Raw genomic sequence first — 15,065 nt, 5'->3', positions numbered from 1 at the left:
TCAAGGACTGGTAGGGTTAACGAGTGACCAACGTGTTCGACGACCCCCGGATCACCGCGGTTGGCCTCCTCTACGAGGTCCACGCCGGGCTCTCGGCCCGGTTCGCCGCCCAACTCGAGGAGCACGACCTCTCCTCGGTCGAGTTCGAGGTGATCACCCGACTGGCCCGCTCGCCGGGCAACCAGCTGCGGATGACCGACCTCGCCGCGCAGACGTCACTGTCCACCAGCGGGGTGACCCGAGTGGTGGACCGGATGGAACGCGACGGACTGCTCACCCGCCGAGCCTGTCCGAACGATCGCCGCAGTTCGTACGCGGTGGTCACCACCGCCGGTATGCAGCGGCTCGACGAGACGCTGCCGGGCCATCTGCGGATCATCGAGCAGTGGTTCACCGGCCAGCTCGATCCCGAGGCGCTGACGGCACTCCTCGACGGCCTGCGTCGAGTGCGGGACGCCGTCCACCCCGGTGCCACCGCCGGCAGCACCGATCAGGAGGCGGCCGACGCCGACGACTGCGACCCGGCCTGACGGCAGGTGTCGAAGCACCGGCAGAAAGACCGGCAGAAGTGGCGTTGCAGACCGGACAAACCTCCTGAAGAGCACCTTCTACCACGTCCGCGGTGGCAGGCTTTCGTCCACCGGGGAATCACCGGGGGGTGACGGCGCGGGCGAACAGCGAGGGGTAGCACCAAGGGGGCTCTTCGCTCGCGCCACTCCCCGTCCGACCGGCCACCCACGGGCGTCCGACTAACGCTCGGCGGGCCCGCCCCGCGCGGCCATCAGCGCATAGAGCAGTCCGGACTCCTGCGGCAGCAACCGGATGCCACTCTCCTCGCAAGCCCGGTCGAGACGATCGAGGACCGTCGGGTCCGACGTGCTCGCGGCGAGGCCCACGAGCGCCTCCACCACGTCCCGCCGATCGTGACCGGCCTCGGCGGCGGCGGCGAACCACTCCGCCGCCAGTTCCCGGTCACCCCGGTGCAGCGCCAGGTTCCCCTCGATCAGCGCGCAGATTCCCGCCTCCGGCCCGCCCCAGGACAACACCGTCTCGTCCGAGCGCGGTCGCGGGAGCCCGACCCGCTCCACCCACTGCTGCCCCGGCACGACAACTGTGGCCTCGGCGGCCCCCGCACGCAGCTCGGTGAGCACCTCGGTCGCCTCCGCGACACGCCCGTCCTGCGCGAGCGCCAGCCCGACCGTCCCGAGCACCCGCCGTCGATGCCCCGGGTCACCCAACTCGAACAGTGCCGCCGCAGCGCGCCGGCCCTGGTCGACGGCGTCGGCGTACCGGCCCTCCAGGCGGGACACCTCGGCCCGGTTGGCCCAGGCCAGTACCCGCAACCGCTGCTCACCGCCCTCGGCGGCGAGCCGGTCCACGGCGGCCAGCCGACGGCGTGCCGCGCCCAGGTCACCGACCCGGATCTCGTGCCAGGCGAGGCTGTTCTGCGCCACCGCCAGATCCCTGGTCCGCCCATTGCGGGCCGCGAGTCGGAGCACCGCCTCGGCCTGCTCCCGGGCCTCGTCGTGCCCACCGACGGTGGTCAACAGCGCACCGAGCACACTTCGCGCCTCCAGCTCGCCGGTCACGTCGCCGGCCTGCCGGAACGTCTCCAACGCGGCCCGCGCCGTCGGCAACTCGTCGGCCTCTGCGCTGTGCTCGGCGGCGAGCCGGGCCACCCCGAGGCTGGCCCAGCCGCGCAGGATCGGGTCCGCGTCGGCGGTTCGCGGGTCGGCAAGCAACCGCCGCAACCACTGCCGCCCGGCGACATCGCGCCCCCGGAAGCGCCACCAGCGGGGCAGGCAGGCCGCCAGACGGAGCGCGGTCAGCGGGTCGTCGGTCGCCGCGTGGGCCAGCGCCGTACTGATGTCGCTGCTCACCTCGTCGAGCCGGTGCACCGCGTCGAGCATCCGGGGGCCGGCCAGGTCCGAGGCGGTCCGCGCCACGAGGCGGGCGACCACCTCCGCATGCCGGCGCCGTACGCAGGTCAGCTCGCCACCACCCACGGCCTGCTCGATGGCGAAGTCACGGACCGCGTCGAGCAGACGAAACCGGAACGGCCCGGTGCCGCGAACGCTCAACAGGCCGAGCTCGACGAGGCGGTCCAGCAGCGGGACCGGATCGATGGCGACCGTGCCGTCCCGGTCGGCCTCGTCGGCGAGCATCTCCTCGGCCAGCTCCACCGACCACCGGTTGCCGAACACGGCGAGCCGCCGCAGCGCGTCGCGCTCGGCCGGCGCGAGCAGGCGGTAGCTGGTCGCCACCGCGTCCCGCAGCGTCACCGCCACCGCCGCCCGGGTGGCATCGGTGGCAGGCGGGCGGCGGGTGGCCGCCTCCGGGGCGTCCCAGCGGGTACGGGCCGCCGGGTCGGCCGAGGTGGTCAGGTCGAGCACACGGTCGCCGTACCGATCGAGCAGTTCGGTGAGGTCGAGCAGCCGGCCCCGGGCGGCCATCAGCTCGATGGCCAGCGGCAGGCCACCCAGCCGACGGACCAGGGCGGCCAACGCCGGCAGTTCGTCGGGAGTCGGCGGCTCCCGACGGACCTGGGCGAGCCGTGCGGTGAACAGCGCGACCGCCGGCCACGAACCGAGCGTGGCCGGCCCGGAGTGCTCGGCGTCCGGCGGTGGCACCTCGAGCGGGGCGACCGGCCAGACCCGTTCGCCGGGCAGCCCGACCGGGTGCCGTCCGGTGACCAGCACCCGCAACGACGGCAACACCGTGCTCAGCCGGTGCAGCGTCTCGGCCACCGGACCGGGGGCCCGCTCGACCGCGTCCATCACCAGCAGTGCCGGCCGGCCGGCGAGCCGGGCGACGAGTTCCGGCAGCCGGGCCGCGCCGAGGACGGTCATCGTGGCGGCGAGGACGTCCGGACCGTCCGAGCCCTCGCCCACCAGCACGCCGGCCACACCGCCCGGATGTGCGCGGGCCACCGCGTGGGCGACGGCGAGCGCGAGCGCGGTCTTGCCGACACCCGCCAGCCCGACCAGGCTCACCAGTCGGGGGCCACGCTCCGCGGTCAGCATTCCGGCCAGCTCGCTGACGTCGCGGTCGCGGCCGATCAGGGCGACAGGTGGTGGAAGGGCGACCGGAGCGGCGGCCCGGGCAGCTTCGGCAGTCGATGTGACGCCGGCGCCGACCCCGAGCGTGCCCGAGATGACGTCGGTCCGGGGCCGCTCACCGCCGGTGGCGCCGCGGGCCGTGGCCAGGAACGCCGCCCGGGTGGCGCCGGCCAACTCCAACGCCGTGGCCAGCAACTCGACCGTGGTGCGCTGGGGCCGGACCGACCGGCCGCGCTCCAGGTCCCGTACCGTCCGCACGCCGACCCCGGCACGGGACGCCAGCTCCGCCTGGGTCAGGCCGGCCGCGCGCCGGTGGGCACGGAGCAGCTCCGGCAGCCCGGTACGACCGGCCGGGCTCCGCGACCGATCATGATCCGGAGTCATGGGCACGAAGAGTACGGATCGACTCCGACCATCGGCAGTCGAACGTCGGTCTGCCGACGCCCGCTCGCCGATATCCGACAGCCGAACGGCTGGCCCTCCCACCACGACAGGCCGACGCCAGAGGTCGGCGACCCACGCCGCGCCCGTTCACGACCGGTGCCCGAAGAGAATCCTGGACAGTTTCCGTCAACCGCTGACGGAAACTGTCCAGGATTGCCGGGGCTTCGCCGGGTTAGAGGCCCAGGTCGCGCGCGATGATCATGCGCTGCACCTCGCTGGTGCCCTCGCCGATCTCCAGGATCTTGGAGTCGCGCCAGAAGCGGGCGACGGGGTACTCGTTCATGAAGCCGTAGCCGCCGTGGATCTGGGTCGCCTCCCGGGCGTTGTCCACCGCGATCGTGCTTGCGTGCAGCTTGGCGATGGCGGCCTGCCGCTTGAACGGCTCACCGGCCAGCATCCGGGCGGCGGCGTCGTAGTAGGCCAGGCGGGCGGTGTGCGCCTTCAGCTCCATGTCGGCGATCTTGAACTGGATCGCCTGGTTGGCGCCGATCGGGCGGCCGAACGCCTGCCGCTCCCGCGCGTATTTGATCGACTCGTCGACGCAGCCCTGGGCGAGGCCGACGGCCAGTGCGGCGATCGCGATCCGGCCCTCGTCGAGGATCCGCAGGAACTGGGCGAACCCCCGGCCACGCGCACCGAGCAGGTTGGCCGCGGGCACCCGACAGTCGTCGAAGGTCAACTCGTGGGTGTCCGAGGCGGTCCACCCGACCTTGGAGTAACCGGGGGCAACAGTGAATCCGGGCGTACCGGTGGGCACGATGATCGTCGACAGCTCCTTGGAGCCGTCCGCGTTCGTGCCGGTCACGGCGGTGACGGTGACCAGGGCCGTGATGTCGGTCCCCGAGTTGGTGATGAACGCCTTCGACCCGTTGATCACCCACTCGTCGCCGTCCAGCACGGCGCGCGTCTGGGTGCCGGCGGCGTCGGAGCCGGTGCCCGGCTCGGTGAGCCCGAAGCCGGCCAGGGCCTCGCCGCTGAGCAGTTTCGGCAGCCAGGTGGCCTTCTGCTCCTCGGTGCCGAAGCGGTAGATCGGCATCGCGCCGAGCGAGACCGCCGCCTCCAGCGTGATCGCGACGCTGGAGTCGACCCGGGCGATCTCCTCCAGGGCCAGGCACAGCGCGAAGTAGTCGCCGCCCATCCCGCCGTGCTCCTCGCCGAAGGGCAGGCCGAACAGGCCCATCTTGCCCATCTGCCGGATCACCTCGTACGGGAAGGTGTGCTGCTCGTAGTGCTCGGCGATGACCGGCGCGACCACCTCGCGCGCGAAGTCCCGCACGCTCTCCCGCAGCGCCGTTTGTTCGTCGGTGAGCCGGAAGTCCATCTCATCCTCCTGGGTGGACGGCCGCCGCGGTGCTCGTGACGCCGCGGGCGGATCGCTGTGGGGTGGGGCGAGGGTCAGACCGGGGTGACGCCGTGCCGACGCCGGGAGAAGTGCCGATCCTTGGTACGCGCCGCCGCGAAGCGACGGACCAGCTCGGTGCGCAGGTCGTGCGGCTCGACGATGGCGTCCACCACCAGCTCGCTGGCCAGCCGGACGACGTCGATGTCCTGCTCGTACTCGGCGCGCCTGGCGGCGACGAACGCGGCCCGCTCGTCCGCGTCGGCGATGGCGGCGATCTTGTTGGCGTAGACGGCGTTCACGGCGGCCTCGGCGCCCATCACGGCGATCTTCGCGGTGGGCAGCGCGATTGTCGCGTCCGGCTCGAAGCCGGGGCCGGCCATCGCGTAGAGGCCGGCGCCGTACGCCTTGCGGACCACCACGCAGATCTTGGGGACGGTCGCCTCGGAGATCGCGGTGATCATCTTGGCGCCGTGCCGGATGATGCCCTGCTTCTCCACCGCGCTGCCCACCATGAAGCCGGGCACGTCGCTGAGGAAGAGCAGCGGCACGTTGAACGCGTCGCAGAGCTGCACGAAGCGGGTGGCCTTGTCGGCCGAGTCGACGAAGAGCACGCCGCCCTTGAACATCGAGTTGTTGCCGAGCACGCCGACGACCTGGCCGTCGAGGCGGCCGAACCCGATGGTCAGCTCCTTGGCCCACAGTGCCTGGATCTCGAAGAAGGAACCCTCGTCGAGCAGTCCCTTGACGTACCGCCGCATGTCGAACGCCTGCCGCTCGCTGGCCGGCACGAGCGCGGCCAGGTCGACCTTCGCGGGCGCGGCGACCGCCGGCGCGGCCGGCGGCGCCTGGGTCCAGTTCGCCGGCAGGTACGACAGGTAGGTCTTCACCACGTCGAGCGCGTCGGCCTCGGTCTTGCAGAGGAAGTGCCCCACGCCGGACTCGGCGGTGTGCACCTTGGCCCCGCCCATCGCCTCCAGGGTGGTCTTCTCCCCGGTGACCATCTCGACCATGCGGTCGGAGCCGAGGTACATGCTGGCGTTGCCGTCGACCATGGCCACCACGTCGCAGAACGCCGGAATGTACGCCCCACCGGCGGCGCTCGGGCCGAACAGCGCGCAGACCTGCGGGATCGAGCCCGAGGCGCGGACCTGGTTCCAGAAGATCTTGCCGGCACCACGCCGGCCGGGGAAGAGGTCGACCTGGTCGGTGATCCGGGCGCCGGCGGAGTCGACCAGGTAGACCATCGGCACGCCGGCGCCGTACGCCCGCTCGATGATCCGGATGATCTTCTCGACGGTCCGAGCGCCCCAACTGCCGGCCTTGACGGTGGAGTCGTTGGCCATCAGGCAGACCTGCCGGCCGTCGATCGTGGCGGTGCCGGTGACCACGCCGTCGGCGGGCAGCCCCTCAGCGAGCGCGTTGGCGTAGAGGCCGTCCTCGACGAACGAGCCCTCGTCGACAAGCAGCGCGACGCGTTCGCGGGCGAAGAGCTTGCCCTTGGCCTCGTTGGCCGCGTGGTACTTGTCCGCGCCGCCGGACCGGGCCCGCTTGCGCAGTTGCTCCAGCGCCTCACCGTCGAGCGTCACGCCGACTCCCTCGCCCGTACTGACCTGAACGATCGTTAGGCTATCGCACTCGCGCACCTCCCGGCGACCCGCGACCGAACGACGCTTCTTCGAACCAAACATTGAAATCTATTAATCTCTGTGGATAGGCTCCTGGCACCCCCTCCCGGATAGGAGTCAGCGATGACCTCACGACTCGGTCGGCTCGCCGTCGCGTTTGTCGCGACGGCAGGTGCCACACTCGGCGTCACGGTCGCCAACCCCGCGCCCGCGTCCGCCGCGATGACCATCTGCTACAACACCAGCCAGGCAGGCGCCTACGCCGGCACCGCCAACCAGGCCGCCTCGATCTGGAACAACGCCACAGTCAACCTGACGCTCTCCGCGAACTGCGGCTCCAACCTGCGGATCTACCAGATCACCGGCGGCGGCTCCTACGCCGTGCGGACCAGCCTCGGCAACGGCCGGGTCTACATCGACACCCAGCAGGCCGCGCAGTACAGCCCGCTGCGGATCGTGACCCACGAGATCGGGCACATCCTCGGCCTGCCGGACAACTACAACGGGAACTGCTCGCTGCTCATGTCCGGCGGCAGCGCCGGCACCAGCTGCACCAACCCGTACCCGAGCAGCGCCGAGGCGAACCGGGTGAGCAGCCTCTTCGCCGGCACGCTCAGCGCCAACGAGCGCAGCTCCGCCCGCAGCGCGGACATCTTCCGCGACAGCTGGCCGAGCATGCTCACCTCCGTGAGCTGACCAACCTGACACAGCGAGGGGGCCGGCGCACGCGCCGGCCCCCTCGTCGCGTCCTCAGCCCGGCAGCGGCGTCAGGCGGGTACGCGGACCCGCCCGCAGCACGCCGGACGGCAGCTTCTTGCCGAGCAGCTCCTCGGCCAGCTCGGCCACCTCGATCAGGGCATCCAGGTCGATGCCGGTGTCGATGCCCATGTCGTGAAGCATGTGCACGGCCTCCTCGGTGGCGAGGTTGCCGCTGGCCCCCGGGGCGTACGGGCAGCCACCGAGGCCGCCGACACTGGCGTCGAACTCGGTCACCCCCAACTCCAGCGCGGTCAGCAGGTTTGCCAGCGCGGTGCCCCGGGTGTTGTGGAAGTGCAGCAGCACCGGCACGTGCGCGTTGCTGTCGCGTACCGCGGTCAGCAGCTCACGGACCCGCCGCGGGGTGGCCATGCCTGTCGTGTCGCCGAACGCCACCCGGTCCGCGCCGTCGCGGACCACACGGTCGACGATGCCGGCGACCCGCCGCGGGTCGATGTCCCCCTCGTACGGGCAGCCGAAGCTGGTTGCCACGATCACCTCGACCCGCGCCGAGGCGCCGTGCAGGAGGTCGATCAGCTCGGCGATGTCGTCAAGCGACTCGTCGGTGGACCGGTTGACGTTGCGTCGGTTGTGCGTGTCGCTGGCCGACACCACCACCTCGATCTCGGTGAACTCGGCGGCCAGGGCCCGCTGCGCGCCCCGGGTGTTCGGCACCAGCGCCGAGTAGCGCACCCCCTCGGCCTTCCTGGCCCGCTGCCACACCTCGTCGGCGTCGGCCATCTGCGGGATCGCCTTCGGGTGCACGAACGACACCGCCTCGATCCGGCGTACGCCGGTGCCGGAGAGCGCGTCGAGCAGCCGCACCTTGGCGTCGACGGGAATCGGCTCCTCGTTCTGCAGCCCGTCCCGCGGCCCAACCTCACGAATCGACACGGAGTTCGGCAGGTCCGTCATGGGGTCACCTCACTGTCTGCTCTGCTGGGGGCAACGGTAGCGACACCGGCTCGCGTAACCGCCCGCACCACCGTCGGCACGGACAGGCTGTGCGACGGCCACCCGTTCAGGTGGCCCTTCCGGCCAGCACCTGACCACCCTTCGGGGGATGAATCAGGCCAGAAGGATGCCATCACCGGCAGCGCCGTGGAACTGCGGGCGGCGGGGTGGCTACGTTGGTGCCGGCGTGACGGGCGGGGCCGGCCAACGGCTCGACCCCGCCGTCAGGACGCCTCCGGTGGTCAGCGCTGCGACGGTCCTTCCAAGAGCTCCGCAGCGCATCGGAGTGCGGTCGAGAGGGCGCCGGCGCACGCGGCGGCGCCCTCTCGACCCACGAGCAGGGCCATCACCACGGCGCCATCGGTGCCGAGCGATGCTTTCCGCAGAATGCGGACCCCACGTCGTCCTGCGTTCGGCGGCCACACACCATTACCGTTCATCCCTCTTCCTCCGGCAATCGGTCCGCAATTGCGGCGCGGTTAACGTCGATGGAAGTTCCACGACTGCCGCCACGATCGAGAACCAATCCGGATCGGGCGTCGGACGTTTCCATCTCCCTGGCAACGACCCGACCCGACGAACATGACGATCTTGTGACCGGGTTGCCGCAGGACCACCCGGCCAACACGAGAGACGGCGGCGCGGCGACCACGACCCGGCCACATTGGTCTGGCGTAAGGGCTGAACGCAGGCTCAACGTGCCAACCCGGCCAGCCACCCGGCCAGAATCTGACTGGCGACACAGCCTCGGACACACGATTACTTGATCGAAGGCGGTACAAATGTTGATCCGACGTCATGTGAGCTCTTGGAAGGACCCGCATGGCGCGGTTTGCGGGGACGACATGACCACTGGATTGAAAGGAACGATGTGAACGCCGAGGCTTCCGTGCCACTCTCAGCAGAACGCACCCGAAGACACCGACTGGTCCCGCGATCGACGCTCGAAGCGCAATACCGCCAGCGCTATCACAACCCCGCCGTGGCGGCGTACGCGCTGGCGGTCCGCGACATCGTGGAGACCTGCCCCGAAATCGGGCCGATCGACACCTGGCAGAGGCTGGCGGACCGGATCTACACGCCCCGGTCCGATCCCGACCTCGCCGGTCGGAGCAGGAAACAGTCCCTTCTGCGCAAGAAGCTGTCGCGGCACTTCACCGCCGAGAGCAAGGGGCCGCCCTGGCAGACGGTGATGCTTGTGGTGAAGCACGCGCTGCCGCCGGAGCTCCGACGGCAGTGGCTGGCCGACCTTGCCGAGTTGTACGAGCTGGCCCGCGGCGAGAGGCCACCGAATGGCGTTCGCGACGAACGCGCCGAGGACAGGACCGAGGTGCGGGACGGCCGCGATCTCGAACGGTGCCTGCGCCAGAGGATCACCGACCTGGAACGAGAGTGTCTCGACCTCCGGGTGGAGGTAAGCGAGTTGCGGGCCGCCCAGGCGGCCCGGCCCCTCGGCCCCACGTCGGACGATCTGCCTCGACAGCGCGAGCCGGTCAGCGGCTCGTCGACCCCGACGCCCAACACCAGGCACTTCCCACCCAGCCAGGCCAGGGCCGGTGGCCCTGGCCAGAGCCTCTACCGGGCACCCCGGCTGGACACGGGTTCCCCCGGCCTACCCGGGCAGAACAGGGGAGAGCTGCCCCGCCTGGCCGACCAGCCCTGGCACGCCCGACAACCACACCTCGGCACTCCCCACAATCTGCGCCAACAGCCGTAACCGCCGGGCTTGCCCTCGGCGATCGAGAGACGCAAATGTCTTGATCACCGAGGGCAGGGGGCGCGGGGCAGTGAGCGGGCGGGTCAGCGCATGCGGGAGACGATGCCGGTGTCGTAGGTGCCGTCGAGGAACTCGTCGTTCTCCAGCAGCTCCGCGAAGAAGGGGAGGTTGTTCTTCGGGCCCTCGATCTGGAACTCGGCGACCGCCGTCCTCGCCCGCTCGATCGCCTGCTCACGGGTGTCGCCGCTGAGGATCAGCTTGGCCATCAGGCTGTCGTAGAACGGGGTGACCGTGTTGCCGCCGGTGTAGCCGGAGTCCACCCGGACGCCCACACCCGTGGGCTCAATCCAGGTCTTGACCACGCCGGGGCCGGGCAGGAAGCGCTTCGGGTCCTCGGCGTTGATCCGCAGCTCGATGGCGTGCCCGCTCGGCGCGAGCGCGTCCGGGTCGAATGTCGGGGCGAGGCCGGCGGCCACCCGCAACTGCTCCTCCACCAGGTCGACGCCGTAGACGTACTCGGTCACCGGGTGCTCCACCTGCAACCGCGTGTTCATCTCCAGGAAGAAGAATTCCTCGGTGGCGGGGCCGTCGCCCTCGGAGTCCCGCTGACGCGGGACCAACAGGCACTCCACAGTCCCCGCGTTGCGATAGCCGACCGCCTCGCCGGCCCGTACCGCCGCCGCCAGGAGGCGTGCGCGCAGCTCCGGCGAGACCGCCGGGGACGGGGACTCCTCGACCAGCTTCTGGTTGCGCCGCTGCACCGAGCACTCCCGCTCGCCGAGCGCCACCACCCGGCCGTCGGCCAGGCCGAGGATCTGCACCTCGACGTGGCGTACCCGGGGGAAGTACCGCTCGATCAACACCGAACCGTCGCCGAACATCCGCTCGGCGAACGCGCGCACCTTGTCGTACTCGCTGCGCAGCGCGGCCTCGTCGACGGCCACGCCCATGCCCATGCCCCCGCCACCGGCGGCGGCCTTCACCATCACCGGGTAGCCGATCGCCGCGGCGGCGGCGACCGCCGCGTCCAGGTCGGCGGCCGGGTCGGTCGTGCCGGGCGCGACCGGGACGCCGGCCGCGGCCATCAGGTTCCGGGCGTTGATCTTGTCGCCCATCGCGGTGATCGCGTCCGCGCCGGGCCCGACCCAGATCAGGCCGCTCGCCTCGACGGTACGGGCGAACTCGGCGTTCTCCGACAGGAAGCCGTAGCCGGGGTGGATGGCCTGCGCGCCCGTCGACTTCGCGGCGGCGAGGATCGCCTCGACGTTGCGGTAGCTCTGCGCCGGGTTGGGCGGGCCGATGAGGACCGCCTCGTCCGCCTCGGCGACGAAGGGCAGGTCGGCGTCGGCCTCCGAGTACACAGCGATCGCGCGGATGCCGAGCCGCCTGGCGGTCCGGATGACCCGGCGGGCGATCTCGCCGCGATTGGCGACCAGCAGTGACTCGATCATGTTTCCTCCCGGCGTCCGGATGTTGGGACGATGCCAGGGAACCACGACCGGCCCACCCCTGACGAGCCGGGGTTCCGGCGAGCAGCGCGGCCAGGGCCGCGCGGCGCGGCAGGGCTCAGGCGAGGAGCGCGGCCAGGGTCGCGCCGCGCAGCAGCTCGGCGCGACGCCGACGGTCCACCTCGCCGCCGAGGAACGGGGTCGAGTTCATCAGGCCGAACGCGGCGTGCGCCAACACCCGCGCCTCACCGTCGGGCATGCCCGGGTGCAGCGCGGTCAGCACCGTCACCCACTCCTCGACGTACATCCGCTGCAGGCGGCGGATCCGTCGTCGCGGCTCCTCCGGCAGGCGGTCCAGCTCGTGCAGGTGCAGGGCGATCACCGCCGGGTTGGCCAGCGCGAACTCGACGTGGAAGTCGATGAGCGACTCCAGCACGCCGCGCGGGTCGTCCGGATGCCCGGCGGCGCGTTCCCGACCGCCGGCCAACAGCCCCTCGCTGACCGGGATCAGCGCGGCGGCCAGCATCGCCTCCTTGCCGGCGAAGTGGTGGTAGAGCGCCGGGCCGGTCACCCCGGCCGCCGCACCGATGTCGTCCATCGACACGCCGTGGTAGCCGCGGGCGGCGAACAGACCGACCGCGATCTCCAGGATCTCGTCCTTGCGGGACCGGCGTCGGCCCGCACCCGCCGCACCCCGTGCCTGCTGCTCCACCGTCACCGGGCAAGCGTAGACCGCGAGCAGACCGCGGTGGGGCGGCGGTTGGCGCTCGGTTGCGCACGCCACGCCGCCGGACGGCACCCGCTCGGGCGGGCCCGACCGGCCGGCGCAGCGGTCACTCGTCCGGGTCGAGGTCGTGCTCCGCGCGCAGCGCGGCGGCCTCCGTCTGGCGATCCAGCAGGTCCAGGGCGCGGGCCAGCAGCCAGGCCGTCTGACGGACCGGCCGCGAACCCGCCGGGAGCCCGCCGAGTACGCGGCGCAGCAACGGCTCCGCCTCGGCCGGCCGATCCAGGCGCAGCAGCAGCTCACCGACGAGGACCTCGACCTGGGCCGCCTCGCCGAACGCCTCGATCGACCGCAGCCGGTCCGGCACCCCGGCGAGCCGGGCCAGCGCCTCGTCCGGCCGCTCCTCCCCGACCAACACCCGCGCAGCGGCCTCGGCCGCCATCGCCAGCTCGTACGTCACGGGCGGCTCCGGCTCCGGCTGCCCGGCGAACGCGGCCGTCAGCCCGTCCAGCAGCTCGACGGCACGTACCGCCGCCGGCCGGTCGTCGGCCCAGAACCAGGCGTACGCCTCCCGCCGACGGGCACGGAGCTCGTCCAACGGCAGGTTGGCGAGCCGGTACGCCGTGGCGGCGGCGGCGAACCGCTCGGCCGCCTTCGCGTCCCGGTCGGCGTCGTAGAGGATCCCGCCGGCCTCCTCCAGCACCTGCGCCCGGTGCGGGAGGTTGTCCGGGCCGTCCAGGTTGGTGGACAACTGCTCCAGCAGGGCCAGCGCCGGATCGATCTCACCGAGTCCGGCGTACACGCCGGCGAGCAGGTGCCGGCAGCGGTCGGCCTCCGCCTGGGCGCCCAGCCGGTCCAGGCCGAGCACTGCCTCCTCGGCGACCTCGGCCGCCTCGGCGAGCCGGCCCACCACCCGGTACGCGTTCGCCAGCTCCCAGCGCAGGAACGCGTCCCCCTCGGCGCCGCGCTCCACGCAGAGCGTCACCGCCTCGACGAAGTCGTCGACCGCGTCGGCGGCCCGGCCGGCGGCGAGCAACGCACGGGCGCGCGCGACCCGGACCGGCAGCTCCGCGTCCGCCGGTGCCACCCGCAGCGCCTCGTCACAGGCGGCCACCGCCTCCGCCGGGTCGTCGACGGTCCGCGCGCAGGCCAGGCAGGCTGCGGTGACCAACTCGTCGATGCCCAGCTCGCGGCCGATCCGGCGAGCCTCCTCGGCGGCGGCGCGGGCCTCGTCGACGCGGTCGGACTGCTCCAGGAGGTGTGCCCGGTGCAGGGCGATCCGAGCCGCCAGGTGCCTGTCGCCACCCGCGTCGGCCGATGCCCGGTCCAGCGCCGCGAGGGCCTCCGCCCACTGTTGCCGGTGCAGCAGCGCCAACGCCAGCCGGTCGTGCGCGGCGGCCCGCTGGCGGGCGTCCCCGAGCCGCTCCAGCACCTCGGCGGCCTCCCGGACCAGGGTGAGCCCCTCCTCGGCGTGCTCGTCGGCCCGGGTCAGCAGCACGCCGAGTCGCCCGGCGACCACCTGGGCGGGCACCTCCTCGCCCGCCGAGCGGTACAGGTCCAGCGCAGCCCGGTTCAGCTCGACCGCGCCCTCGATGTCGTCCTCGTCGCCGCGCTCGGCGGCCCGCAGCGCCAGCCGGTGCGCGACCGTACGCGTCGGCAGGTCGGCGGCGCCGAACCGGTCGTCGCACGCGGCAAGCGCCGCCTGGAACGTGGCCCGGTCGTGTCGGCCCCAGCTCTCCTCGGCGAGGGTCAGCAACTCGTCCGCGTCCGCGTCGGCGGGCACGGTCACGGTGGGCACCTCGGCCCGCTCCCGGCCTCGCCGTTCGGCGGACACCGGAGTGCCCGCGGGGAGCGGAAGTGTCGGCTCGTCACCGGTCGGCCGGGCCGCACGGCGGCGGACGCTCGCGGAGAGCGGCAGGTGCTCGCCGCTGGGCCGTACGGCGAGCCGCCGGGCGATCCACTCGGACTGGTGGGCGGTGCCGTTGCGGGCGTCGAAGCGGGCGGCCAACCCGGTGGCGGTGGCGGCCAACTCGTCGGCGAGCGTCGGCGCGGGCACCTCGGCGGCCGGTCGACCCTCGGCGGCCCGGCGGTACACGGTCGCCGCACCCGAGTGACGCAGCGCGGCGGCGGCGGTCGCCGCGAAGTGCATGGCGGCGGCCGGCGACGGCGAGCGGTCCAGCCAGTCCAGGTGCCGCTCGACCAGCTCGACCGCCCGCGCCTCGTTGCCGGTGAGCGTGCAGAACTCGATGTGGTCGCCGATGTCCCACAGGTCGGCGAGGTTGCCGCGCAGCTTGCGGTACGCCTCGCGGTGCGCGTCGCGCGCCGATTCACCCCGGCCGGTACGCAGATAGGGCAGCAGGAGCGCCGTGAGGATCGCCTGCGGCTGCTCGGTGCAGGTCAACCTGCCCGCGAGCACCGGCTCGGCAAGCGCCACCGCCTCGGCGTCCCGCCCGGTGCCGGCGAGGTAGCCCACCTGGCTCGTCGGGTCACAGCCGGCGCAGTCGGACAACTCGTCGCGAGGCGTGGTCTGCCACAGCCGGTACCAGTGCGCGGCGGCATCGGCGTCGCCCACGTGGTCGGCGACCCGGAACCGGTGCTTGTGGACGGTCTGCAGGCTGTGTCCGCCGGCCCGGTAACGCCGTTCCATGTCGTCGAGCACCGCGTACGTGCGGTCCAGTGGCACCTCGGGGAACTTCAGCAGGCCCGACACCATGTACTTGAAGTGCCACAGCAACTGGTGCAGGTGGCGCTGGTGGTAGGGCTGCGGGTCGCGGTCGAACTCGGACAGGCACCAGGAGAAGGTCACGAACGACTTCGCCGGCTCACCGCCGTAGACGTACCCGGTGGTGGCCTGCATCCGGGTGACGAAGGCGAGGTGCCTGTCGTCGGCGGCGTCCACCCGGCGCAGCAGCTGCTCCAGCGCGGCGATCTGCCCCGCGCCGTACGGCATGTCGGCGATGCCACGCAGCACCCGCCACAGGTCCTCGTCGCTCATT

The 15,065-nt window shown here is 72.4% G+C and carries 10 protein-coding genes; 3 read left to right on the top strand and 7 right to left on the bottom strand.

Going from position 1 to position 15,065, the window contains the following annotated elements; genetic code table 11:
• Positions 1–23: 23 nt before the first annotated feature.
• Complete coding sequence (locus tag MILUP08_RS01405) at positions 24–530, top strand: MarR family winged helix-turn-helix transcriptional regulator (RefSeq protein ID WP_007454096.1); 507 nt, start codon at positions 24–26, stop codon at positions 528–530.
• 219 nt (positions 531–749) lie between these two features.
• Here MILUP08_RS01405 and MILUP08_RS01400 read toward each other — a convergent pair whose 3' ends face one another.
• From MILUP08_RS01400 to MILUP08_RS01390, 3 genes are all read right to left on the bottom strand, one after another.
• Positions 750–3,443: an ATP-binding protein gene (locus MILUP08_RS01400; protein ID WP_007454094.1), complete on the bottom strand. Its 2,694-nt coding sequence runs from the start codon at positions 3,441–3,443 to the stop codon at positions 750–752.
• Between the two features lie 232 nt (positions 3,444–3,675).
• Positions 3,676–4,824, bottom strand: a complete 1,149-nt coding sequence (locus MILUP08_RS01395; protein ID WP_007454092.1) for an acyl-CoA dehydrogenase family protein — start codon at positions 4,822–4,824, stop codon at positions 3,676–3,678.
• A gap of 74 nt (positions 4,825–4,898) precedes the next feature.
• Positions 4,899–6,431: an acyl-CoA carboxylase subunit beta gene (locus MILUP08_RS01390; protein WP_007454091.1), complete on the bottom strand. Its 1,533-nt coding sequence runs from the start codon at positions 6,429–6,431 to the stop codon at positions 4,899–4,901.
• Positions 6,432–6,593: 162 nt separating this feature from the next.
• Here MILUP08_RS01390 and MILUP08_RS01385 point away from each other — a divergent pair, with 162 nt between their 5' ends.
• Positions 6,594–7,166, top strand: coding sequence for a snapalysin family zinc-dependent metalloprotease (locus tag MILUP08_RS01385; protein ID WP_007454089.1), 573 nt, complete (start codon positions 6,594–6,596; stop codon positions 7,164–7,166).
• A gap of 54 nt (positions 7,167–7,220) precedes the next feature.
• On the opposite strand, the gene MILUP08_RS01380 is transcribed toward MILUP08_RS01385, so the two are convergent.
• Complete coding sequence (locus MILUP08_RS01380) at positions 7,221–8,141, bottom strand: hydroxymethylglutaryl-CoA lyase (RefSeq protein WP_007454087.1); 921 nt, start codon at positions 8,139–8,141, stop codon at positions 7,221–7,223.
• A gap of 1,021 nt (positions 8,142–9,162) precedes the next feature.
• On the opposite strand from MILUP08_RS01380, the gene MILUP08_RS33565 reads away from it, so the two are divergent.
• Positions 9,163–9,897 (top strand): hypothetical protein, encoded by a 735-nt coding sequence (locus MILUP08_RS33565; protein ID WP_051065640.1) that lies wholly within the window; start codon positions 9,163–9,165, stop codon positions 9,895–9,897.
• An 83-nt stretch (positions 9,898–9,980) separates the two neighbouring features.
• Here the strand turns inward: MILUP08_RS33565 and MILUP08_RS01370 are convergent, their stop codons facing one another.
• The 3 genes from MILUP08_RS01370 to MILUP08_RS01360 form a co-directional block, all read right to left on the bottom strand.
• On the bottom strand, positions 9,981–11,348 hold the full coding sequence (locus MILUP08_RS01370; RefSeq protein ID WP_007454082.1) for an acetyl-CoA carboxylase biotin carboxylase subunit: 1,368 nt from the start codon (positions 11,346–11,348) through the stop codon (positions 9,981–9,983).
• 115 nt (positions 11,349–11,463) lie between these two features.
• Positions 11,464–12,063 carry a TetR/AcrR family transcriptional regulator gene (locus tag MILUP08_RS01365; RefSeq protein WP_007454080.1) on the bottom strand — a complete coding sequence of 200 codons (600 nt, stop codon included), beginning with the start codon at positions 12,061–12,063 and terminating at the stop codon, positions 11,464–11,466.
• A 115-nt stretch (positions 12,064–12,178) separates the two neighbouring features.
• A complete protein-coding gene (locus MILUP08_RS01360; protein ID WP_007454078.1) occupies positions 12,179–15,064 on the bottom strand; it encodes a hypothetical protein in 2,886 nt (961 codons plus the stop codon).
• Position 15,065 lies beyond the last annotated feature (1 nt).

The organism is Micromonospora lupini str. Lupac 08 (assembly GCF_000297395.2).
GTDB lineage: Bacteria > Actinomycetota > Actinomycetes > Mycobacteriales > Micromonosporaceae > Micromonospora > Micromonospora lupini.
Note: the sequence above shows the minus strand (reverse complement) of the source record. Positions and strands in the feature narration are given on the sequence as shown.

What these genes read in the sequence shown, in the direction of transcription:
- MILUP08_RS01370 (WP_007454082.1), bottom strand. Translation starts at nt 11,348, where the DNA reads ATGATCGAGTCACTGCTGGTCGCCAATCGCGGCGAGATCGCCCGCCGG.
- MILUP08_RS01395 (WP_007454092.1), bottom strand. Translation starts at nt 4,824, where the DNA reads ATGGACTTCCGGCTCACCGACGAACAAACGGCGCTGCGGGAGAGCGTG.
- MILUP08_RS01385 (WP_007454089.1), top strand. Translation starts at nt 6,594, where the DNA reads ATGACCTCACGACTCGGTCGGCTCGCCGTCGCGTTTGTCGCGACGGCA.
- MILUP08_RS01380 (WP_007454087.1), bottom strand. Translation starts at nt 8,141, where the DNA reads ATGACGGACCTGCCGAACTCCGTGTCGATTCGTGAGGTTGGGCCGCGG.
- MILUP08_RS01360 (WP_007454078.1), bottom strand. Translation starts at nt 15,064, where the DNA reads ATGAGCGACGAGGACCTGTGGCGGGTGCTGCGTGGCATCGCCGACATG.
- MILUP08_RS01400 (WP_007454094.1), bottom strand. Translation starts at nt 3,443, where the DNA reads ATGACTCCGGATCATGATCGGTCGCGGAGCCCGGCCGGTCGTACCGGG.